Origin of the sequence: Nitrospira sp. (genome assembly GCA_037045225.1) — a bacterium.
In the GTDB taxonomy this organism is placed as follows: domain Bacteria; phylum Nitrospirota; class Nitrospiria; order Nitrospirales; family Nitrospiraceae; genus Nitrospira_A.
Window position 1 is genome coordinate 3850500 of record JBAOHZ010000009.1, and the last position, 21199, is coordinate 3871698.

The 21199-nt window shown below is 58.3% G+C and carries 23 protein-coding genes; all 23 read left to right on the forward strand.

Annotated features, from left to right (window positions below; translation table 11 throughout):
• The first annotated feature begins 21 nt into the window (after positions 1–21).
• Positions 22–2055: a tetratricopeptide repeat protein gene (locus tag V9G17_18985; protein ID MEI2754682.1), complete on the forward strand. Its 2034-nt coding sequence runs from the start codon at positions 22–24 to the stop codon at positions 2053–2055.
• A complete protein-coding gene (locus tag V9G17_18990; GenBank protein ID MEI2754683.1) occupies positions 2052–3341 on the forward strand; it encodes an ATP-binding protein in 1290 nt (429 codons plus the stop codon). Before V9G17_18985 ends, V9G17_18990 begins: the two co-directional genes overlap by 4 nt.
• A complete protein-coding gene (locus tag V9G17_18995; GenBank protein ID MEI2754684.1) occupies positions 3338–4756 on the forward strand; it encodes a sigma-54 dependent transcriptional regulator in 1419 nt (472 codons plus the stop codon). Before V9G17_18990 ends, V9G17_18995 begins: the two co-directional genes overlap by 4 nt.
• Before the next feature lie 168 nt (positions 4757–4924).
• Entirely contained in the window at positions 4925–5332 is a 408-nt protein-coding gene (gene flgB, locus V9G17_19000; GenBank protein MEI2754685.1) for a flagellar basal body rod protein FlgB, read from the forward strand.
• A gap of 60 nt (positions 5333–5392) precedes the next feature.
• Positions 5393–5842 carry a flagellar basal body rod protein FlgC gene (flgC, locus tag V9G17_19005; protein ID MEI2754686.1) on the forward strand — a complete coding sequence of 150 codons (450 nt, stop codon included), beginning with the start codon at positions 5393–5395 and terminating at the stop codon, positions 5840–5842.
• Between the two features lie 2 nt (positions 5843–5844).
• The gene (gene fliE, locus V9G17_19010; protein MEI2754687.1) at positions 5845–6156 is read left to right on the forward strand and encodes a flagellar hook-basal body complex protein FliE; all 312 of its coding nucleotides are present in this window, start codon (positions 5845–5847) and stop codon (positions 6154–6156) included.
• 49 nt (positions 6157–6205) lie between these two features.
• Positions 6206–7762 carry a flagellar basal-body MS-ring/collar protein FliF gene (gene fliF / locus V9G17_19015; protein ID MEI2754688.1) on the forward strand — a complete coding sequence of 519 codons (1557 nt, stop codon included), beginning with the start codon at positions 6206–6208 and terminating at the stop codon, positions 7760–7762.
• Positions 7763–7780: 18 nt separating this feature from the next.
• Entirely contained in the window at positions 7781–8776 is a 996-nt protein-coding gene (fliG, locus tag V9G17_19020; protein MEI2754689.1) for a flagellar motor switch protein FliG, read from the forward strand.
• Positions 8777–9826, forward strand: a complete 1050-nt coding sequence (locus tag V9G17_19025) for a response regulator (protein ID MEI2754690.1) — start codon at positions 8777–8779, stop codon at positions 9824–9826.
• Positions 9810–11123, forward strand: a complete 1314-nt coding sequence (locus V9G17_19030; protein ID MEI2754691.1) for a FliI/YscN family ATPase — start codon at positions 9810–9812, stop codon at positions 11121–11123. The genes V9G17_19025 and V9G17_19030 overlap by 17 nt, the downstream gene beginning before the upstream one ends.
• Positions 11120–11560: a flagellar FliJ family protein gene (locus tag V9G17_19035; GenBank protein MEI2754692.1), complete on the forward strand. Its 441-nt coding sequence runs from the start codon at positions 11120–11122 to the stop codon at positions 11558–11560. The genes V9G17_19030 and V9G17_19035 overlap by 4 nt, the downstream gene beginning before the upstream one ends.
• Complete coding sequence (locus V9G17_19040) at positions 11557–12195, forward strand: hypothetical protein (GenBank protein ID MEI2754693.1); 639 nt, start codon at positions 11557–11559, stop codon at positions 12193–12195. The genes V9G17_19035 and V9G17_19040 overlap by 4 nt, the downstream gene beginning before the upstream one ends.
• 199 nt (positions 12196–12394) lie before the next feature.
• The gene (locus V9G17_19045; protein MEI2754694.1) at positions 12395–13975 is read left to right on the forward strand and encodes a flagellar hook-length control protein FliK; all 1581 of its coding nucleotides are present in this window, start codon (positions 12395–12397) and stop codon (positions 13973–13975) included.
• 11 nt (positions 13976–13986) lie between these two features.
• Complete coding sequence (locus V9G17_19050) at positions 13987–14277, forward strand: flagellar hook capping FlgD N-terminal domain-containing protein (GenBank protein MEI2754695.1); 291 nt, start codon at positions 13987–13989, stop codon at positions 14275–14277.
• Positions 14278–14351: 74 nt separating this feature from the next.
• Complete coding sequence (flgE, locus tag V9G17_19055; GenBank protein ID MEI2754696.1) at positions 14352–15575, forward strand: flagellar hook protein FlgE; 1224 nt, start codon at positions 14352–14354, stop codon at positions 15573–15575.
• A gap of 335 nt (positions 15576–15910) precedes the next feature.
• Positions 15911–16444 carry a flagellar basal body-associated FliL family protein gene (locus V9G17_19060; GenBank protein ID MEI2754697.1) on the forward strand — a complete coding sequence of 178 codons (534 nt, stop codon included), beginning with the start codon at positions 15911–15913 and terminating at the stop codon, positions 16442–16444.
• 25 nt (positions 16445–16469) lie between these two features.
• On the forward strand, positions 16470–17441 hold the full coding sequence (gene fliM / locus V9G17_19065) for a flagellar motor switch protein FliM (protein ID MEI2754698.1): 972 nt from the start codon (positions 16470–16472) through the stop codon (positions 17439–17441).
• Between the two features lie 29 nt (positions 17442–17470).
• Positions 17471–17845, forward strand: coding sequence for a flagellar motor switch protein FliN (fliN, locus tag V9G17_19070; protein MEI2754699.1), 375 nt, complete (start codon positions 17471–17473; stop codon positions 17843–17845).
• A 55-nt stretch (positions 17846–17900) separates the two neighbouring features.
• Positions 17901–18263 (forward strand): flagellar biosynthetic protein FliO, encoded by a 363-nt coding sequence (locus V9G17_19075; protein ID MEI2754700.1) that lies wholly within the window; start codon positions 17901–17903, stop codon positions 18261–18263.
• Positions 18250–19035 carry a flagellar type III secretion system pore protein FliP gene (gene fliP, locus V9G17_19080; GenBank protein ID MEI2754701.1) on the forward strand — a complete coding sequence of 262 codons (786 nt, stop codon included), beginning with the start codon at positions 18250–18252 and terminating at the stop codon, positions 19033–19035. The genes V9G17_19075 and fliP overlap by 14 nt, the downstream gene beginning before the upstream one ends.
• Before the next feature lie 11 nt (positions 19036–19046).
• A complete protein-coding gene (fliQ, locus tag V9G17_19085; protein MEI2754702.1) occupies positions 19047–19316 on the forward strand; it encodes a flagellar biosynthesis protein FliQ in 270 nt (89 codons plus the stop codon).
• Between the two features lie 16 nt (positions 19317–19332).
• A complete protein-coding gene (fliR, locus tag V9G17_19090) occupies positions 19333–20121 on the forward strand; it encodes a flagellar biosynthetic protein FliR (GenBank protein ID MEI2754703.1) in 789 nt (262 codons plus the stop codon).
• Entirely contained in the window at positions 20114–21196 is a 1083-nt protein-coding gene (gene flhB / locus V9G17_19095) for a flagellar biosynthesis protein FlhB (GenBank protein ID MEI2754704.1), read from the forward strand. The genes fliR and flhB overlap by 8 nt, the downstream gene beginning before the upstream one ends.
• Positions 21197–21199 lie beyond the last annotated feature (3 nt).

Below are 21199 nucleotides of genomic sequence, written 5' to 3' on the forward strand. Positions count from 1 at the left end.
CGACAAGAGTTGCCCGCCCTGATGCCTGAACCATCTGAGCTGGTCCGGGCGGTGTTGCCCGATCCGGGACCACGGTTTGAGCGGCTTCCCAAGAGTCCCGACTGGAGCCGGTTTGAGCGCGGCGTGGCACTCTACAATCAAGGACAGTATCTCGAAGCGTTCCGTCACTTCACCGACATGCGTCGAGAACATCAGGACTCGCCCCTCCGCTCGTCGATTCAGGCCTTTCTGACGGAAAGCCTCTTAAAAGGCAGCCCTGAGGAAGTCCGGCCGTTGGAGATCATCGACCAGTATAAGACATTGATGCGCGAGGATCCCCAGTCGACCAACGCCAAGCGAGCCGCGTGGCGAATCGGCGATGTCTATCGGATCGCAGGTTGGTACCAGGAGGCGCAGATCGCCTATCAGCATGCGCTCAGCCTCTCTGAGCGTGATTCCTATGATGCCAATCGCGCGATGCTCGGAATCGGGTATGTCCTGCGTGGCGTGAAAAGTTGGAAAGACAGCGTGCAGACCTTTGATCATGTGCTGAAGCGCACCACGGATCCGACGCTCTTGGTCTCCGCCTCGCTGGGGCAAGCCCACAGCCTCTATCGATCGGGACGAATCAAGGATGCCGACGCGCTCTATGAAAGTATCAGCAACCGTTGGGCTCCCTCGCTCCGAGCCGACCCCTATGCCTTATTGCGATATGCCGATACCGCGAGTGACGGGCAACGGGGCCCGGTGATGCGGGAACAACTCCTCCATTTCTACAACCTGTACCCCGCAAGGCCGGAGAATCCTCTTGTGTTGTTGCACTTGGCCGACAGTTATAAGGAGGCCGGACGTTGGGAGGATGCGAGCATCTTCTATGCGGCGCTCCTCACGCAGTATCCGGATTCGTCGGTTGCGCCCACGGCCAAGCTGCGGTTTGTCGATGCGCAAGAGCATCTTGTGCCTGAAGGCGAGGAGATCAATCTCCGGCAAACCATCGCGGCCAATGTTGCGAATGTGCCGTTAAAGCCTGGGGAGATGCTCAGCCCTCGCACGCTGTTTGAAAACAGCGCCAAACAATATGAAGGCTCGGTGGTCGGGAGCGAGGCTCTGTTTCATCTCGGAGAAACGCTGGAACGGGCGGGGAAGCAAGAAGATGCGTTGAAGGCGTATGAACAGGTGGTTCGACGTGCGGGAAAATTCGAGAATGATCCCTGGCCCGAGAGGGGAGGGGAGCAGCTGGTGAGATTTGTTCGCCCCCGTCTCGAAGCCGCGCTCAACGCAGGGGATGATTTCGAGGTGATCGACCTCTTTCATCGCAACGGCCCGTTTGCCGATCGGCTGTACGTGGGAACGGAGCTTTTGCTCAAAGTGGCCGAGGCTCATCGACGGCTCGGTTTTTCCATCGAATCGGCGCGACTGTTTCAATCAGTTGTGCGCGATGCCAAATCCGAAGCCTTTCACGAAGACGCGTTGATGGGGCTCGGGAACAGTTATCTGGACCAGAACGACATGCGTGCGGCTCGCGCCGTCTTTGAGCGGTACCGGCTTCAGTTTCCTCTCGGACGATTTGCCGGACAAGCGTTGCTGGGAATTTTGACCTCCTTCGAGGGCGAAGGCAATCTCGGCGGCGTACTCAAGCTCGGGAAGCAATGGTTGCTTCACAATCCGCGTCATCCCGATCGTGCCTTGGTTCAGCTGAAACTGGCTGGTGCCCTGGGGCAAGCGAAACGAGATACTGAGGCGGCACCCTTGTATGAGAGCGTCCTCAAGGCCGGGTTGGATCTGTCGGCGTTGGACCGGCTGCGACATGCCGATGTTCTGGCGAGACTGAATCGTCAGGAGCCGGCTGTCGATCAATACAAACGGGCGTTGATGGCGGGGCTCGAAACGGAACAAGAAGCGTGGGCGCGCATCCAGATCGTGCAGTTGACCCGCGGGGCAAAGCGCGCTGACGTGGCGCGGAATGGGGTTCGCGCGCTGCATGAATACCCCGATCCCCTCATGCGACGCATCGCCGCCGCGCTGCAGACCGACGTAGCTGAACCGACACCTGCGGTGGGAGCCAAGAAACGATGACCACTCCCAGTCCGGATACCTCGAACAATGAGCTCCTGACGCGGGCGTTCCACGATTTTGATCAGGCCGCCACCGTATTGCAACAGTCCTACGACGCGTTGACGACACGGCTGCAGCAAATGGATCTCGAACTGGCGCAAACCAATGCCAGCTTGCGCGAACATCTCCGCGAAACGGAGGACATGCGCGCCCATGTGACGGCGGTGTTGGAATCGTTAGATACGGGAGTGATCGTGGCCGATTCGCAGGATGTGGTTGTGCGGTGCAATCACGCCACGGAATGTCTTTTGGGTGTTTCACACACGCAGCTACGTGGTCGTCGGGCGACGGACGTCCTGGAGGAGATCCGCAAAGATCACGGTGAGTACCCGCTGGTGCTTCCGACGGGTCTGACGATCGCGCTGTCACAGAACGATCTGACCGATGAGATGGGCCGCTTGATCGGCAAGCTGGTGCTGATTCATGACGTGACCAAGATTCGCCAACTCGAAGACCGGTTGCAGCGGCGCAATCGCTTGGAAGCGATGGGGCAAATGGTCGGCAACATCGCGCACGAGATCCGGAACCCGCTGGGGAGCGTGGAACTATTCGCCTCGATGTTGCGCAAGGATTTGCGCGACCAGCCGCAGTTGCGGACCTACGCAGAGCATATTTCGGTGGCGGTGCAGGCTATGGATCGGGTGTTGTCGAACCTCCTGGTCTATACCAGGCCTGACTGTTCGAAAGTGGCGTGGCAGAAGACCGAACCGCTGCTCCGGGAAGTCTTGACCCTGGCGAGCCATGCGATGTCGCCTGCGGCGATCGTGGTCCGGTGTGAGGTCGATCCCCAGGTCCCGCAGATGTGGTGCGACGGTGGAAAGATGAAGCAGATGCTGCTGAATCTTGTCCTAAACGCAGTTCAGGCGATGCCTGAAGGCGGCACCCTCACGTTGTCCGCGCGCCCTGCGCCGGCGGGGGCCTCAGATTCACCCGCCATTCAGGTGACGGTCAGTGATACCGGAGACGGGATTCCCCAGGAGCTGCAGTCGCGGGTGTTTGATCCGTTTTTTACGACGAAAGATGAGGGCACGGGCCTGGGACTCGCGATCGTCCATGCGCTGGTGGAGGCGCATCACGGCCGCATCGATGTCGAGAGTCGGCCCGGGCAGGGCACCTCCTTTGTCATGACGTTGCCCTGGGGCCCCGCGCAGCCGTCGCGTGTGCCTGTGCGAACCGCGGCGCTGACCGGCCGGTCTGTGAAACCCCATCGGATCGTGCGCGCAACAGAAGAGGAGAGTTACGAATGAGTGAGCAACAGACTTTGCAGGGCCCCTCGGCCTGTTCAGAAGAAGCGCGTCTTGTGATGATCGTCGATGATGAACCGTCGATGCGAACCGCCTTATCGGAAACTGTTCGCCGCTTGGGCTATCAGGTGCGGGGTGCGATCGATGGGGCCGACGCGATCGAACAGATCGAACGCGTGAAACCGTGGCTGGTGGTGACGGACTTGAAGATGCCGCGTTTGAACGGACTTGAACTTGTCAAAGCGATCAAACAGAAATCCCCTCAGAGTTTCATCATCCTCATGACGGCCTACGGCACCGTGGAGACCGCGGTGGAAGCCATGAAATACGGCGCGAACGACTATATTCTGAAACCCTTCTCCACGGACTTGTTGGAACGCGTGATCCTCAACCTGCAGGCCACGACCGCGCCGGATGAACAGGAGGGGCCCGCCACGCTCGAAGCGCGCGCGATTTTAACGCAGGACCCGGGCATGATCCGGTTGCTGACGACGTTGGAAGGCGTCGCGGCGAGTCAAGCCACCGTGCTCATCAGCGGCGAAAGCGGCACCGGAAAAGAGCTCTTGGCGCGCTATATCCATGCTCGGAGTCCGCGTGCGCATCGTCCGTTTGTGGCGTTGAATTGCGCCGCTCTCCCGGACAGCCTGTTGGAGAGTGAATTGTTCGGTCATGAACGCGGGGCCTTCACCGGTGCCATTCAGAAGAAGTTGGGGAAATTCGAAATGGCGCACACCGGCACGTTGTTCCTCGACGAAATCAGTGAAATGAATTTGGGCCTGCAGTCGAAATTGTTGCGCGTGTTGCAAGAGCGTGAAGTGGATCGTATCGGCGGTCGCGAGCCGGTGCCGGTCAATATTCGCGTGATTGCCACGACCAACCGCTCCCTCTATCACGAAGTCACCCAAGGGCGCTTTCGGGAGGATCTGTTCTATCGCTTGAACGTATTTCCGGTCACGGTGCCGCCGCTGCGGGATCGTCCGGGCGATATTCCACTCTTAGCTAGACATTTTCTTCGATCTTCCGCTCAGCGAAACGGCCTCACTATGCCGACGTTATCGGAGCGGGCGATCGCCGACCTTCAGCAACGAATCTGGAAGGGCAACGTTCGTGAACTCGAAAATGTGATGGAACGTGCCATCCTGGTGGCCACCGGAGGCGCGGTCGATGCGGAGCATTTGATGCCGGGGGACGGAACGCTGCCGGTACGGGACGCAGAGCTGGCGGAAGCTATAACGGCTCCATCCGTCCATGGATCGCTGTGGGACATGGAGCGGGATCTCATTTTCAAGACCCTGGCGCGTGTCAAAGAAAACCGCACTCATGCGGCCAAGGAATTAGGCATCAGTATCCGAACCCTCCGGAATAAATTACGAGAGTACCGGGATATGGGATACCAGGTCGAGGCCGAAAAGTCCTGAAGAGGAGAGTCTCCACTAGGCAGATTCTTCTCGCGGCCGGACATTTTTGCCGAGTGCCGACCAGGAGGGCCTCTACAACATTTCTGTAACTCCGATTCGCAGGTCTCTGAGCGCGGTATACGGATTGCACACCCGTTAGTGGCGGATTTGATCGAAGGAGCGTCCTCAATGACTATTTTCGACAGAACCATGCAGTTACTCAGCCGATCTCTGGATCTGCGCGGGGCACGTCAGCAAGTGATCGCGGCGAATATTGCGAACGAAGAAACGCCCAAATACCGGGCGAGGGATTTGAATTTTGGGCAAGCGCTGGCGCATGCGCAGCAAGGAAAACTCCCGATTTCCCTGGTTTCCACTAATCAACAGCATTTCGGTCCCACAGGCACAGGGTACCAGCGAGTGGTGGGCCAGCTCGAAGACGTGCCGGCAGGAGATCTGCCCCTCGACGCCAATTCCGTCAATATCGAATTGGAAATGGCGAAGATGTCGGATAACGCTCAGCAGTACAACACGGCCGCAACCATCATCAGCATGAGGTTCAAGAGCCTCCTCAGCGCCATTCGTGACGGACGATAAGCGTCAACGTAGCGCCATACGAAACCATGATTTCCGGTCAGAAACAATAAGAGGTGTCCGATGGATTTGACAGATAGCCTCGCAGTTTCGGTCTCCGCACTCGACGCTCACCGGCATCGATTAAATGTCATTGCCAGCAACCTGGCCAATGCACAGTCGACAAAGACGAGCACGGGCGGGCCCTATCGCCGGCGGGATGTCGTCTTTCAGGCGGCGCCGGTGTCTTCTGAATTTCAGAAGGCCTTTAAGCAAGTGACCTCCGGACCGGGCCGACACGCGTTGGATGGAGTCAAGGTGGCCCGCGTTATCGAGGACCAGAAGCCCGGGCAAAAGGTGTACGACCCTCGTCACCCCGATGCGGATAAGAAAGGGTTCGTCACCATGCCTAACGTGAACGTCATGGAAGAGATGGTGAATATGATCGGCGCCTCCCGCGCCTATGAGGCGAACGTGCAGGCGATCAACGCGACCCGCACGATGTGGAATCGCGCCTTGGAGATTGGGAGGTAATCATGTCTGATCTGCGTATTGCCGGGGCTCAGATGCCCCGACCGATCGAGGCCCCTGAGATCCACGAGGCGGGGCAGGGTGGTGAAACCGGTGCGGCGAACTTTATGGGATCTCTCAAAGAGGCGATCGGGCATATCAACGATGCCCAGACCGGAGCGAGCCAAGCCGTGGATGCACTGGTGAGCGGCCAAAGTACCAACATTCACCAAACCATGGTGGCGCTGCAACAGGCCGATGTGTCGTTCCAGTTGATGATGCAGGTGCGAAACAAGTTGGTGACCGCCTATGAGGAAATTCAGCGGATGCAGATTTAGGCGGGAGTCATCCGGTCGCCTGTCTCCGGCATAAAGGATTCCATAGCGTATGTTTTCAAAATTCAGCCAGTTCACGATCAACCAACGCCTCATTATTCTGCTCGCGCTTGCCGGGTCTATTGCCGGTCTGATCGCAGTGACACTGTGGACGCAGCAGCCGGATATGCAGGTGCTGTTCGCAAATCTGGCGGCGGACGATGCGTCGGGTATCATCGACAAGTTGAAGGACGCGAAGGTCCCCTATGAGACCGCCAATGGGAGTAGCACGATTCTGGTTCCCAGCGCGCAGGTACATGATCTGCGACTGGAGATGGCCGGTCAGGGGCTGCCGCATGGCGGCGGCGTCGGCTACGAAATTTTCGACCGGACCACGATGGGAATGTCCGATTTCGTTCAGAAGTTGAATTATCGGCGGGCGTTACAAGGCGAATTGGCGCGCACGATCACGCAAATGCCGGAAGTCGAACGCGCGCGTGTCCATTTAGCGATTCCAGAACGCCGGTTGTTTGCCACCGAGCAAGATCGTGCGCGGGCCTCCGTGGTGGTCTCGTTGCGCGCCAGTCAAACGCTGTCTAAAGCGCAAATTCAGGGTGTGGTGCACCTCGTGTCCAGCAGTGTGGAAGGACTTCAGGCACGGGATGTCACCGTGGTGGATGGACACGGGAATTTGCTGTCGAATACGTCCAGCGATGAGTCGGCCGGGCTCTCCGGCACACAGATGGAATATCAACGCACACTCGAGAAGGATATCGAGACCCGCATTCAAACGATGTTGGAACGGATCGTCGGCGTCAATAAGGCCGTCGTGCGTGTGTCGAGCATGCTGGATTTCAGAAAAATCGAAACGACGGAAGAGCGCTATGATCCGAACGGACAGGTTGTGCGGAGTGAGCAGCGTGGACAGGAAAAATCCAGCGGCGTGAACGGCACGTCCGGCGGCGTACCCGGTGTGGAGTCGAATGTGCCGGGTGGCACGGAGGCCGAGGGCGGCCAGTCCAGCTCGAACAACAACCAGACGAAAAACGAGACGGTCAACTATGAGATCAGCCGGACGGTATCCCGTATTGTCGAGCCGACCGGAACGATCAAGAAACTGTCGGTGGCGGTGTTGGTGGATGGGACCTATGAAGGCGGCGGCAAGGCCGGAGAAGCCGCGGCCGAACAGCCCAAGAAGTATGTCCCTCGGACGGAAGAAGAAATGAAGCGGATCGAAGAAATCGTCAAGAAAGCCATGGGGTATTCCACCGAGCGCCAGGATCAAGTCGAGGTGGTCAGTATTCAATTCGGGCTCGGTGCGGAAGAGCCGGCGGTTGGAGTGGAGGCGGCGCCGGATACGAACAAGGCCTGGATGCCGTACGTGCGTTACGCAGTGGGCGGAGTCCTCTTCTTCCTGATCTTCTTCCTGATCGTCCGGCCGTTGATGGTCATGCTGGTTCAGTCTTCGCCAGCTGCCGGTGCGGGCGAGACACCGGCGTTGCCGGCGTCGGTGGGACAGGTTGAAGCCGCGATTTCAGGGAAACAACCCGGCCAGATTCTCGATATGGCGAAGAATAACCCCGCCAATACGGCAGTTGTGGTGAAGCAGTGGCTAAAAAGTAACGCCTAACCTCGCGGATCGGTGGTCATGAGCAAAGAACTCTCAGGTGCACAAAAAGCAGCGATCTTGCTTCGCGCGATCGGGGAAGAGGCCGCAGCGGCGGTCATGAAGGTGCTCGATCCGAAAGATATTCGCAAGCTCGGATCCTTTATGAAAGAGACGGCGAATATTACGAAGCAGGAAGAGGACAGTGTGATCGCCGAATTCGAGCAGGCGAGTTCCACGGGTGAGGTGGAGTTTGAGGGACGTGAATTTATGGAAGCCATCCTGAAGAAGGCGCTTGGACCCGAGAAGGCCGCCAGAATGATGGAGTCCCTGAACACCAAGACCTATCCCGGTATTGATGCGCTGAAATGGGTGGATCCGCGTACGATCGCGCAGATTCTCAAGATCGAACATCCTCAGACGATTGCGGTGTGTTTGGGACAGATGGAGGCGGAGCAGGCCAGCGCGGTGTTGGCGTTGTTGCCGGTGCATCTGCACGCGGATGTCTCCCTCCGGTTGGCCACGATGCAGGAGGTCCAGCCTGAAGTCCTCTCGGAGCTGAGCGATAGCCTGCAGGAAATCTTATCCGCCTCGATGGGGATGTCGAGCATGTCGGTCGGCGGCGCGGAATTAATGGCCGACATTCTCACGCGCGTCGATAAGAATACCGAGGGGGCCATTATGGCCAAGATTACCGAGCGCGATCAGGCGTTAGCGGACAGCATTCGAGCCTTGATGTTTGTCTTCGACGACCTGGTGGAATTGGATTCCCGCGGGATGCAGGAACTCATGAAAGAAATCAGCAAAGAGGATCTGCCGATCGCCTTGCGCGGCGCCACGCCGGAGATCAAGGACAAGTTCCTCAAAAATATGTCCAGTCGCGCGGCGGAGATGCTGAAGGAAGATATGGAAGCACGCGGGCCGGTCAAGGTGTCCGATGTCGAGAAGTCGCAGCAGAACATTCTGAAGGTCTGCAGAAAGCTCGAGGAGGAAGGGCGTATCGTGATCGGGGGCGGGGGCGGCGAGGAGCTCCTCTAGATGGGAACGGTGGCCTTGAGGAAAGAAGAGCGGAATCCCTTTCCTGCGACAGCGGATAAGGAACTCGCGCCGCGCGCGGTGCTGATCGTGGACGACGAGCCTTCTATTTGCCAGCTCCTGTCCGAGATGCTCAAGCCCACCGGCCATCCGATGCTCATGGCCGGCTCGGTGACTGAAGCCCTGGCGCTTCTGAAAGCCCATCCCATTGCGGTCCTGATCGTCGATGTTCAACTGGCCGGAACTGATGGGATCGGATTCTTGCAACAAGCTCTGGAGGTCGATAGCCGTCTGCTCGGGATCGTCATGACCGGGCACGGTAATATTGAGCTCGCCGTCCGCGCCATGAAATCGGGTGCGGCGGATTTCTTAACGAAACCATTTGAAGCTGAATTGGTGAAACAGGCGGTCTCGCGCCTGCTGGAACTCTATCGTCTCCGGCAGGAGAACACCGTGCTGACGCGAACCTTGATTCGGTCCGGCAATATTCAGTTGCGAACGGTGCCGCTGGCGGATTTCAGTCGTGGTAATCGGCCGTTCGGAACGGATGATGTGACCGAGTTCGAGCGGGGGGTGGCGGAAGGGGAGAAGCGGGCGACGGATCGACTCTCGGCCATGCGACAACGGGAGCAAGCACTGACGACATCGCTCATGGCGCAATTGGAGAGTAGCTGGCGGAGCCTTCATGACACGGTCGAAGAGGAAGTGGCCTCACTCTCGTTCATGATCGCACAAAAGGTGCTGCGCGACCTGGTTACCGAGAAACGCGACGTCATTGTGACCCAGGTGCGGACGGCACTCGCGCATCTGCATGAAAGCGGGCTCGTCCGAATCCGGGTTCATCCGTCTGATGTACCGGTGCTGGAGGCCTCACGAGCGGCGTTAAGCCAAACACCGCATGGTTCGTTAACGCTGAAGTTTGAATCCGACTCCGCCGTCAGTCCGGGTGGGTGCCTAGTGCAGGCACAGAGTCTGTTGATCGATGCGACGCTGGATACCCAACTGCTGCGACTGGGCGAGGCGTTGAGAAAGCGGGATGCCGGTGAAACTTAGTGACCGCCTTGAACAGGTCGAACCACTTTCTGTTACGGGTCGTGTGGCTCAGGCGGTAGGGATCGTCATTGAAGCCTCAGGCCCCTTCACATCCGTCGGAGAGGTCTGTGAGATCACTCGTGAGGGTGGCCACGGCGCCGTGATGGCGGAGGTCGTGGGATTCCGCGAAGACCGGGTCCTGCTCATGCCGCTAGGTGAAATGCAGGGAATTGGACCAGGTAGCCGGGTCGTCATGAAGGGGCATGTCGCGTCGGTGCCGGTCGGCCCGCAGATGTTGGGGCGAATTTTCGACGGCCTCGGGCATCCGTTGGATGGACTACCGCCGCTGCGAACCGATGTGCGGGTTCCGCTATACGCACCTCCGTTGAATCCACTGCACCGCGCCCGAATCACGCACCCCGTCGATCTCGGCATTCGAGCGATCAATGCGTTGCTAACCTGCGGCCAGGGACAGAAAATCGGCGTCTTCGCCGGATCCGGCGTGGGGAAAAGTGTGTTGTTGGGCATGATCAGCCGATATACGCAAGCCGATGTCCGGGTCATCGCCCTCGTCGGCGAACGAGGGCGAGAAGTCAAAGAGTTCCTGGAGCGAGATCTCACTCCCGAAGCGAGGGCTCGCTCGATTGTCGTGGTCGCCACCTCGGATCAACCGCCGCTGGTTCGTATTCGAGGCGCCTTAGTGGCGACGGCCATCGCCGAGTATTTTCGTGATTGCGGCAAACATGTGCTGCTGATGATGGATTCGTTATCGCGACTCGCCTATAGCCAGCGGGAAGTCGGCTTAGCGATCGGTGAACCCCCTACGACCAAAGGGTATACACCGTCGGTATTTGCGGTCCTGCCGAAGCTATTGGAGCGGGTCGGACCGGCTCAAAGCGGCGGGAGCATTACCGGGCTGTATACGGTCCTGGTCGACGGCGACGACCTCAATGATCCGGTGGCGGATGCCGTACGGTCCATTCTTGATGGGCATATCGTGCTCTCCCGTGAACTCGCGGCCCGCAATCATTTCCCTGCCATCGACATCTTGCAGAGTACGAGCCGGGTGATGCGCGACATTGTGGCTCCGGCGCACTACGCTGCGGCCCGCCTGGTCCTCGAACGGACCGCGATGTATCGGCGCTCCGAAGATCTCATCACTCTCGGTGCCTACAAGCCCGGCATGAGTAAAGATTTGGATAAAGCCGTGTCGGCCCATGACGGTATCACGGCATTCCTGCGGCAGGAGACCAAAGAGTCCGTCGGGTTATCGCAGTCTATCGATGGCTTGCTCGCACTGGCAGGATCGATTCGATGAACGTGACTGTGCTCCGTACCTATGCCATCCAACTCGAGGAAGTGGCCAAACTCGAATTGGCGGAGCGTGTGAGCGCGTTGCAGCAGACGATCGATCGTATGTCCATGCTGGATGCCCGCGCCAGGGGAGATGCCGACCGCTATCTCCTGCAGGTCCAGCAGGGGAGTACCGTTGCCCAGGCGTACGACCACCTTGATGCCATGGACCAGTCTATTGCGGCACGTAAGAACCTTGAGCAGACGCAGGCGGCCCAACAAGCCCAGATGGAACAGAAGCGCAGTGAATTGCTTGAAGCCATGCAGTATCGCAAGAAACTCGATATCCTCGATGCGCGTGCGGCACTCGAGCTCTGTCGCCGACGGGATCGCCAAGACCAGCAATTGTTGGACGAACGGGCTTGGCGACGAAGCCCATTACAAAAGGGAGCAAGGGGATGAGTCGGATTCATGTGAGCGACGCTCGAGACCAGCACCGACAGCCGGTCGCACAAATGATCCTGGCTGTGGTTCTGGTCGGAGGCTTCTCGATTCCTGTGTTCGCGGAGGAGGCGACGACCGCATCCCCACCCGCAACCTCTAAGGAGGAGTCGACACCTGAGGCGAGCAAGAAAGAGATTCAAGGGCCGGCCGTCAGCGCGCCGCGTGAAATCCTTCAGATGCTTGAACAGCGTAAGCGTGATCTCGACAAGCGTGAGGCGGCTTTGCGTGGATCGGAAATGCACCTCCTGGAGCTCAAGGCCGAACTCGAAGAAATTGTCACCCGGCATGAACAGGCGGTAGAAGCGGAGAAAAAGCGACGCCAGGCAGCTCAAGCGAAGGCGACTACTGAAGCGGAGAAATCCAAGACAAGTGCGAAGCCCGGGGGGGCGGCCAACGTTAATCAGGCGCAACTGACAAAAATCTACGAAGCCATGCCCGCGGAGGAAGCGGCCGCCCGTCTGGAACGGATGCCGGACCGCAAAGCCGTGGAAGTGCTGCGGTTACTCAAGGGAAAATCCGCAGGTGCCATCCTCTCCGAAGTGAAGCCTGATCGCGCCGCTCGACTCACCGAGCAATTGCTCACGGCTCCGTAACCACCGCGTCCTCCTGCCCGGTTATCCGGCAGGTTTTTCCCTCGTCTCCTGCAGAATCTTCCGTCTCCCAGACCCAAATCAATGTCATCCTCATGAAAACCCCCTGTCATGCGGGGTTTTCTCATGTCGGCGTGATGGCACGACCTTTGTAATAGTGTTCCATGACAGCGCACAGCTTTCGAAACGGATAGGAACATCTATGGCCACCGATATGCAGTCGCTCTTCAGCGGACTCCCAAGTCAGGGTACACAGCCCAGTGTGGACAGCCGAGATCGCCCAAAACCGGCCCATAACGCGGGGGGCTCCCGCGAGTTCGATTCGGTGCTTGAACGAGCGGAGTCCCGCCAGAACACGATGAGGCAGGAACCGGTATCAGGCCGGGCAGGCGCCAAGCGTATGGCCGCAACGGGCTCGTCACGACCTACTTCAGTTGAGTCATCGCAGCAGCAGACCGATCGCCCCGCTGTTGCGGTACGTCGTGAACACCCGGTGCGTGAGCACGACCAGGCCTGTGCGACGAAAGACTGTGGGGCTAAGAACGAAGTGGATGCCATGAGCGTCGACGAAGGCCGTGACGAGGCTGATGAGGCACCCACGCAGCAACAGGAGATGCTTCTGGCTGCGATGATGATGGTAACGGCACCTGTCGAAGACATGTCCGTCACACCGTCGACGGAAGGCTCCGATTCAGAGACCGAGTCGGACGTGCCGGTTCTGGCCGGAGGGGAGGCTGCCGCGGCGGCATCTATCGCCCAGAGGCCTTCGACGGTTCAGCCCGGCGCTGTCAGTGCTCCGGCGCTCTCTACGGGAACAGAAGCGCTTGGCCAAGTCGTACCAGTTGTTACAGCGCCGCATCCTGAACCAACGAAGACGGCCGAAATCGACGGGGGTAGCAAGGATGCCCTACCGCTCCCTCTGCCATTGCACGCCGACAATCAACACCTCGCACCGGACGTGAGTTCGGATCACGCCGAGGTGTTGCTCAAAGACATGAACCTTGACTCGAACAGGATGAAGGCGGTTCTCACCGCCGCGCCGAACAGCAAGACGGAAGCTGGCGTCTCGGAATCAGTGGCGGCGACTCAGGTTGATCGACCAGCATTTCTCGAGGGACTCTCTGCTGTGACGTCTCTGAGCCGAGGACAAGAGGGTGCCACCGCCGACACGCACCTGGAGAAGGAGTCGCAACAGTTTTCCGATTCTGCGGCGGGGAACGATCGTTCACTACCGGGCCAGATGAACGCAAACGGATCGGTGGACCGATCGCCATTTCTCGATCGCATGAACGGCATGCAACAACCGGCGGTTTCTTCCAACGACAGCGCGTCTAGCCGGACGGATGCCGGACAAGCGACGGCGGCTCTCCGTGTTGCCGAATCCGAACGTCTGTCCGAACTTCGGGGAACCGCGCCGGTGTCGCAGAGTGTCATGCTCGAATTGGATCCCCTGGACATGGGGCCTCTGCGGGTGCGTGTCATGATGAGCGATCAAACCGTGCATGCTCATATTCGAACGGAACATGGAGAATTGGGGCAAGGCCTGTTGCAGCAGGGACAATCCCTGGAGTCATCGCTCCGCACGACCGGCCTTGAAATGGGCATGCTTCGGGTGACGGTCGATCAGCAGCAGGGGCGAAGCGATACCGCGTGGATGTTCCAGCAACAATCGGGCCGTTCTGCGACGCCCTCGGGCCCACAGTCGACCGAGGGAGAAGAAGAACGAAGTGCGAGGGAAGAGAGCCGCCATTACACAAGTGAACGAGTCAGTATATTTGCATGATTGGAGGCCCCATGGATATCAGCAAAGTCATTACACAGACGACGCCCACAGACTCATCGAAGCCGACTACGGATGGGCCCAAGCCGTTGGGGAAAGACGATTTCCTGAAGTTGCTCGTGACTCAACTGCAGCATCAGGACCCGCTGAAGCCGATGGAGAATGAAGACTTCATCGCCCAGACTGCGCAGTTCTCCCAATTGGAACAAATGTCGAAGCTGGTGTCGTTGATGGAGAAGAGTGTGACGCTCCAGGAAAATGCACAGAATAAGACCGCGACGACCGGCACCTCTGCGGTAGCCTAGCGCGAGTCGGCTGGCGGCATGGTCGAACGGATCGAGAGAGTTTTACGGGGTGTGGCAACAAGGAGGGTGTGGTAATGGGTATTTTAACGTCGATGTTCACGGCCGTGACCGGATTGAGTTCGTACGGCAATGCCATGGGTGTGATCGGCAATAATATCGCCAACGTCGGGACGGCGGGATTTAAATCCAGCCGGGCGACGTTCTCAGACCTGATCTCGTCAAGCCTGGGCGGCGGATCCGGTAGCGATCAGATCGGTCTCGGTGTGTTTCTCAACGATGTGCAAACCAACTTTGCGCAAGGCTCGATGACCACCACGGGCAATACCTTCGATCTGGCGATCGATGGGAACGGGTTTTACCTGGTACGGAATCCGTCCGGTGCAAATTTCTATACGAGAGCCGGTCAATTTAAAGTGGACAATCTTGGCCAGGTCGTCGACAGCAGCGGCGCCTTGCTCCAGGGCTATCAGGCCGATGCCAACGGCAATCTGACCAGCACCATCGGTGGGATTACGTTGACGTCCAGTGCCGTCCCACCCGTTGCGACGAGCACGGCCGACATTCTTGGCAATCTCAATGCCAATGCTACGGTGCCCACGGCGGCGTTCAACGTCACCGATACCGCGTCGTACAATTTCTCCACCGGAATGACCTTCTATGATTCCCTCGGAAACTCACATCAGATGCAATTGTATTTCCGAAAGACGGCCGCCAATGCCTGGGGTGTGTTCTCCCAGATCGACGGAGGCACGGCGACTGCGCAGACCAATATGACCTTTAATGCCAGCGGTGCATTAACCGCCGGGGGAACACAGGCGATCACGGCGACGCTGACCAACGGCGCCACGACTCCTCAGGCCATATCGGTAGACTTATCTGCCATGACGCAATTCGGATCTGCCTCCGGTGTTGTGAGTCAATCTCAGAACGGCTATTCCTCAGGCACCCTTGATCGGATTAGCGTCGATAAGCAGGGGCGAGTGCTCGCGCAATTCACGAACGGCCAAACGCGTGTGTTGGCGCAAGTCGTCCTGAGTCGCTTTATGAACTCCGATGGGCTGGCCAACGTCGGCGATAATCACTTCCTGGAGACGGTCGAGTCTGGAGCGGCATTGGCCGGCGCTCCGACGGTCAATGGATTGGGGCGCGTCTTGTCGGGAACCGTGGAGCAATCCAATGTGGATCTGGGCAAGGAGTTTGTGGATATGATCATTACTCAGCGCGCGTTCCAGGCCAATTCTCGCGCGATTACGACCAGCGATGAAATGTTACAGGAACTGGTGAACCTCAAGCGATAACGTCGAAGCGCCCTGGTGCGCGCTCATCCGGCGCGCATCAGGGCCCCAGTGGGCAATTTCTACCTAGCGGTTCCCCAGCAGTTCGTTCCTCACGCGGTTCCCCTCTACGTCAACATTCTGTCAGCCTTCTCGAAGCCGGCGTCACCCTGCTGACATCGTTCCAACCCACTGAAACCGACGGACGATCTCGCTGGACGCAGGGTCATGAAATCAGCGGGTTATCACCCATTCTTGTGCATCGACGAGGATGGATCGAGGTGGCAGGTCGCTCCCTGCGTGGCATATGCATTGCACAATCGAGCAACGCCAGCAAACACTGTCCGCAGGAGGTTTGTATGTCAGACGCAGCTGAAGAGAAGGCGCCCGCCGCACCCGCGGGTATTCCGATGAAGATGGTCATCATCATCGTCGCGGGGGTCTTGGTTCTGGCCCTGGGTGGCGCCTTTGCGATGGTCAAAATGATGGGCGCACCGCCGGCGGAGAAGGCGCAAGGCGAAGGCGGGTCGGAGAAACCGGCCGCTCATGGGGAAGCCGAGGACAAAGGTGGCCATGGTGTGGCGGCCGATGCAGGCACCATTGCCGATTTGGACCCGTTCATCGTCAACCTCGCGGACACGCCTGAAATCCGATACCTCAAAGTGACACTCAAGGTGGAAGCCGACAGTTCGAGCACGGTCGAACAGATTAAGGCGCGTACCCCGCAAATCCGGGACGCCATCCTTGTGTTACTGACCGGGTTGGATTCCGCGACGGCCCGTTCTCCGCAAGGGAAGCACAAGTTGCGAGAAGACATTACGGACCGCATCAACGGGTTGCTGCCGAAAAAGTCGGTGAAATCGACGTACTTCACGGAGTTCGTCATCCAATAGCCGTTTGCCGTTCCTCAAGGACGCCATGGAGAAGATACTCTCGCAAGAAGAAATCGATGCGCTGATGGGCGGCGTGATGTCCGGCGACGTCGAAACGGCTCCCAAGGAGGAGGAAGAACCGGGCGGGGTCAAAACATATAGCCTGACCAGCCAGGAACGCATCATTCGCGGGCGCATGCCCACGATGGAAATGATCAATGATCGCTTCACGCGCCAGCAGTCCATCTCGTGGAGCGGCCTGTTGCGCGAGAAAATCGAATTCAGCGTCGTCGGCACACAAATCATCAAGTTTGGGGACTTCATTCAGAAGGTGCCGGTGCCGTCCTCCTTCAATCTGTTCGGGATGGAACCGTTGCGGGGGAACGGACTCTACGTCATGGACGCGATGCTGGTGTATTTGATTGTGGATTTCTTCTTCGGTGGAAAAGTCCAAACACACGTCAAGCCTGAAGGCCGGGAGTTCACCACGATTCAAGTCCGTCTGATCAAAAAGCTGGTGCAGCAAGCGCTGGCCGATCTGGAGAAGGCGTGGCAGGCCGTCATGCCAGTGAAGATCGGATATCTCCGATCGGAGAGTAACCCTCAGTTTGCCATGGTGGTGACGACGTCTGAAATCGTGGTGGTCGTGACGTTGCAGGTGCACCTGGGCGACATCGCCCGTGAAATGTTCATTGCCTACCCGTACTCCATGTTGGAGCCAATCAAAGAAAAGCTGTATTCCGGTTTGTTTGCAGACAATGTCGAACAAGACAGTAGTTGGGGCAGCAGGTTCAAAGACTCGCTCCAGGAATGCGATGTCGCCGTGGCCGTGCAGCTGGGAACGGCGAAGATCAACGTGCAGGACCTGCTGAACTTCAATCCCGGTGATGTCTTACTGCTGGATCAACATCCCGGCGATCCGATGCTGTGCTTGGTCGAAGGCGATGCGAAATTTCATGGGCAACCGGGAGTGTTTAAAGGAAACCATGCCTGCCGCGTCACCAAGATCGTGGGGTAGGGTCCGTCGGAAGTAAAGGAGATTTACGTATGGGCAACGGCGATGCCACTGCAGAGTCGGATTCTTCCAATGTCGGCGCCGGGGACATGGCTCCTCAGCCGACCTCGTTTCCGCCGGTCGATAATCAGGGTGCCGTCCCTGCGAACAAAAATATCGAGTTTGTGCTCGATATTCCGCTGCAAGTCACTGTGCAGATCGGCTCGACACGCATGCTGATTCGGGAATTGCTCCAGCTCGGGCAGGGGTCGGTCATTGAATTGAACAAGCTGGCTGGAGAGCCGATGGAGGTGCTGGTGAACAACAAATTGGTCGCGCGCGGCGAAGTGGTCGTGGTCAATGAAAAGTTCGGCATTCGCCTCACGGATGTCGTGAGTCCCAATCAGCGCATTCAGCAACTCGGGTAAATCAGGGCGGCGACGAGACGGCCCCCGCGCTCGCCGCCGGGAATGAACGGTCTCCATGGAGATGTGGGAAAGTGTCGTTCGTATGGTGTCGGCGCTCGGAGTCGTCCTGGCGTTGATCCTAGGTCTGCTTGCGGTGGCGCGTTCCGCCGTCGGGCGGCGCTTTCTTCCTGTTCACGGTACCCCGTTGGTGAGGATTCTCGGAAGTGGTCCGTTGGGCGCGAGGAAACAAGTCATGGTGGTAGCCGTTGCGGGTGAGGTGTTGATCCTGGGCACGACGGCCACCGATATGGTGCCGCTCGGCAAGATCACCGATCCTGCCGTCGTTACACGACTTCTGGCGGATGCGGGGCCGTCCACCGTTTCGCCGGCCTTCACCCAATCAAACGATCTCGAGGAGGCACGTCGTGCAACGAAGTAGTCCCACGGCGGTGCCGGCACGTGCTCATGGACGCTTCACCTGTCTGTTCGTCGCCCTGATCATTGTGTCTTGCCTCTTCAGCGCCTCATCCGTTCATGCCCAAGGGCCGTCGCTGACGATCGATCTCGGCCAGGGCGGCACCAAACAGACTGCTGTGGTGCTGCAGATTCTGGCCCTCTTCACGGTGCTTTCCTTAGCGCCCGCGATCTTCATCATGGTCACGTCGTTTACTCGGATGGTCATTGTACTGTCGTTTCTTCGGCAGGCTCTGGGCACGCAGCAGGTCCCGCCCAACCAGGTCTTGATCAGTTTGGCCTTATTTTTGACGATGTTTGTCATGGCCCCTGTCGGGCAGGCCGTGTACAAGGACGCCCTGCAGCCGCTGCTTGCCGAACAAATCGGGTACGAAGATGCATGGAACCGCGGCATTCAACCGATCCGAGCCTTCATGTTGAAACAAATGCGCGACAAGGACTTGGAGTTGTTCATGGAACTCTCGCATGCTCCCAAAGCCACCCAAGTGGAGCAGGTTCCGATCCACGTGATCATTCCCGCATTCGTCCTCAGTGAGCTGCGTATTGCGTTTCAAATCGGATTTCTTCTCTACATTCCGTTTCTCATCGTCGACATGGTCGTCGCCAGCGTACTGATGTCCATGGGCATGATGCTGCTGCCGCCGGTCATGATTTCGTTGCCGTTCAAACTGATTCTCTTCGTCCTCGCCGACGGCTGGTATCTCGTCGTCGGTTCGATGGTCAAAAGTTTTCAATAGGACAACCGCCTATGACGATTGAAACGGTCACGGAAATCGGCCGCCAAGCCATCGAAACCACGATTTTGGTGTCCGCGCCGATCTTGGGGTTGAGTCTGATCGTCGGACTGCTGGTCAGCACGTTTCAGGCGATGACGCAAATCAACGAGGCGACGTTAACATTCGTGCCGAAAGTGCTGGCGATCTTCGCCGCGACCTTGTTGTTTCTGCCGTGGATGATGGGCGTCTTAATTGCCTTTATGACCCAGCTCATTACCAGCATTCCTACATTGATCCACTGAAGGACCCGAGACTGCAATGAGCACCGCGAACACCATTCATCTTGCGCTCCCGCAGTTCCAGGCCTTTTCTATTTTGCTGGTCCGCATTGCGGGGATTGTCAGCGTGTTTCCCATCCTCAATTCGCGCACGATCCCCATGCCGGTCAAAACAGGACTCGTCACCATGCTGGGGCTTGTCCTGACGCCGATCATTCACTTGCCGAGTTTGCCGGCGGACCCGGCGCTGGTCATTGCGGGAATCGGCAGTGAGTTCCTGATCGGTTTGACCATCGGGCTGGCGGTGCGCCTGCTCTTTTCGGGATTTCAAGTGGCCGGCGAGCTGGTCGGCACCCAGATGGGCTTCGGTGCGATTCAGATGTTCGATCCCATGAGCCATCAAAATGCGCCGATCATTGCGCAGTTTCAGCTCACCCTCGGTTCGCTGGTGTTTCTGTCCCTCAACGCACATCTGATGGTGGTGCATGCGATCGGTATGAGTTATGAGTTCGTGCCGCCCTTCGCTGCCAAGCTGTCCGACAGTATCGCTCAGGATATCATCCAATTGACGCAGAACATGTTGAGGGTCGCGCTAAAACTGGCGGCTCCCGTCTTCGCGACTTTGCTGGTCGTGAACACCGTGCTGGCGGTGCTCGGTCGAGCCGTCCCTCAAATGAACGTGTTTGTGATGAGTTTTCCCCTCACCATCGGGGCGGGGCTCCTGGCGATGAGCCTGGCCATGCCGTTTACCTTGTCGTTGTTTGCGAAAGAATTCGAAACTCTGGTGGACACCATCCTGGGTCTTTTGAAAGCACTTGGACATGGCTGACGGCGGCGACAATCGTACAGAGAAAGCGACTCCGAAACGCAAAGCAGATGCGAGGGCGAAAGGCCAGGTGGCCCTCAGTCGCGATGCCGCGATGGCGATGTCGTTGCTGGGAAGTTTGGGCGCGCTGTATTGGATGACGCCGCGCATTCTGAACGGGCTCCACGGATCGCTGCAATGGTGGCTCGGAAAATCTATGGAGGAGGCCACCCAGCGCTCGCTCAGCCTCGATAACCTGCACCTCATTTTGAGGCAAATCGGACTCGATGTATTTGTGATGCTGGGGCCGGTGGTGGCGGGAATCGCGGTCGTCGGCGTCGGCGCGAACCTCATGCAAACCGGCTTTCTCTGGAAGCGGGACGGACTGCAGTTGGAAATGTCCCGCATTAGTCCAATGGGTGGATTCGCCCGTCTATTCTCTGTGCGGTCATTGAGCGAGCTGGTGAAATCCTGGCTCAAGATCATCGCCATCGGAGGCGTCGGGTATCTCACGATTAAGCAGGATATGACGTTGTTTTCACCGCTGACTCAATTCGGTATGGAGACGCTGTTACCGACCGTGGGGTGGGCCACGTTCAAAGCCGCGCTCATGATGGGCGGGGCCGCCATGATCATCGGTGCCCTGGATTATGGCTTTCAACGCTTTGAATGGGAGCGCGACCTGCGAATGTCGCGCGATGAAATCAAAGAAGAAAGTCGTGCGGCGGAAGGAGATCCCGCCCTCAAGGCCAAGATTCGCAGTACGCAGAGAGATATGGCTCGAAAGCGGATGATGGCCGAGGTGCCGAAGGCGGATGTGATCATCACCAATCCGACGCACTTGGCCGTGGCGCTGAAGTATGACTCGAAGGCGATGGGGGCCCCGGTCGTCGTGGCCAAGGGCGCCGGTTTTATCGCCGAAAAGATCCGGGAAATCGGGCGCCAACACGGGGTCATGATCGTCGAAAACAAGTTGGTCGCGCGCACTCTGTTCAAGCTGGTCGACGTGGGGCGTGAAGTCCCTGAAGACCTCTATCGTGCGATCGCGGAGATCCTCGCGTTTGTGTATCGGGTCCGCGGCAAATTGCCGCCGGCGTAGTCG

Bases quoted from the DNA above. Each gene is read 5' to 3' on its own strand.
- V9G17_18985 (MEI2754682.1), top strand. From the start codon at position 22: ATGCCTGAACCATCTGAGCTGGTCCGGGCGGTGTTGCCCGATCCGGGA.
- V9G17_18990 (MEI2754683.1), top strand. From the start codon at position 2,052: ATGACCACTCCCAGTCCGGATACCTCGAACAATGAGCTCCTGACGCGG.
- V9G17_18995 (MEI2754684.1), top strand. From the start codon at position 3,338: ATGAGTGAGCAACAGACTTTGCAGGGCCCCTCGGCCTGTTCAGAAGAA.
- flgB (MEI2754685.1), top strand. From the start codon at position 4,925: ATGACTATTTTCGACAGAACCATGCAGTTACTCAGCCGATCTCTGGAT.
- flgC (MEI2754686.1), top strand. From the start codon at position 5,393: ATGGATTTGACAGATAGCCTCGCAGTTTCGGTCTCCGCACTCGACGCT.
- fliE (MEI2754687.1), top strand. From the start codon at position 5,845: ATGTCTGATCTGCGTATTGCCGGGGCTCAGATGCCCCGACCGATCGAG.
- fliF (MEI2754688.1), top strand. From the start codon at position 6,206: ATGTTTTCAAAATTCAGCCAGTTCACGATCAACCAACGCCTCATTATT.
- fliG (MEI2754689.1), top strand. From the start codon at position 7,781: ATGAGCAAAGAACTCTCAGGTGCACAAAAAGCAGCGATCTTGCTTCGC.
- V9G17_19025 (MEI2754690.1), top strand. From the start codon at position 8,777: ATGGGAACGGTGGCCTTGAGGAAAGAAGAGCGGAATCCCTTTCCTGCG.
- V9G17_19030 (MEI2754691.1), top strand. From the start codon at position 9,810: ATGCCGGTGAAACTTAGTGACCGCCTTGAACAGGTCGAACCACTTTCT.
- V9G17_19035 (MEI2754692.1), top strand. From the start codon at position 11,120: ATGAACGTGACTGTGCTCCGTACCTATGCCATCCAACTCGAGGAAGTG.
- V9G17_19040 (MEI2754693.1), top strand. From the start codon at position 11,557: ATGAGTCGGATTCATGTGAGCGACGCTCGAGACCAGCACCGACAGCCG.
- V9G17_19045 (MEI2754694.1), top strand. From the start codon at position 12,395: ATGGCCACCGATATGCAGTCGCTCTTCAGCGGACTCCCAAGTCAGGGT.
- V9G17_19050 (MEI2754695.1), top strand. From the start codon at position 13,987: ATGGATATCAGCAAAGTCATTACACAGACGACGCCCACAGACTCATCG.
- flgE (MEI2754696.1), top strand. From the start codon at position 14,352: ATGGGTATTTTAACGTCGATGTTCACGGCCGTGACCGGATTGAGTTCG.
- V9G17_19060 (MEI2754697.1), top strand. From the start codon at position 15,911: ATGTCAGACGCAGCTGAAGAGAAGGCGCCCGCCGCACCCGCGGGTATT.
- fliM (MEI2754698.1), top strand. From the start codon at position 16,470: ATGGAGAAGATACTCTCGCAAGAAGAAATCGATGCGCTGATGGGCGGC.
- fliN (MEI2754699.1), top strand. From the start codon at position 17,471: ATGGGCAACGGCGATGCCACTGCAGAGTCGGATTCTTCCAATGTCGGC.
- V9G17_19075 (MEI2754700.1), top strand. From the start codon at position 17,901: ATGGAGATGTGGGAAAGTGTCGTTCGTATGGTGTCGGCGCTCGGAGTC.
- fliQ (MEI2754702.1), top strand. From the start codon at position 19,047: ATGACGATTGAAACGGTCACGGAAATCGGCCGCCAAGCCATCGAAACC.
- fliR (MEI2754703.1), top strand. From the start codon at position 19,333: ATGAGCACCGCGAACACCATTCATCTTGCGCTCCCGCAGTTCCAGGCC.
- flhB (MEI2754704.1), top strand. From the start codon at position 20,114: ATGGCTGACGGCGGCGACAATCGTACAGAGAAAGCGACTCCGAAACGC.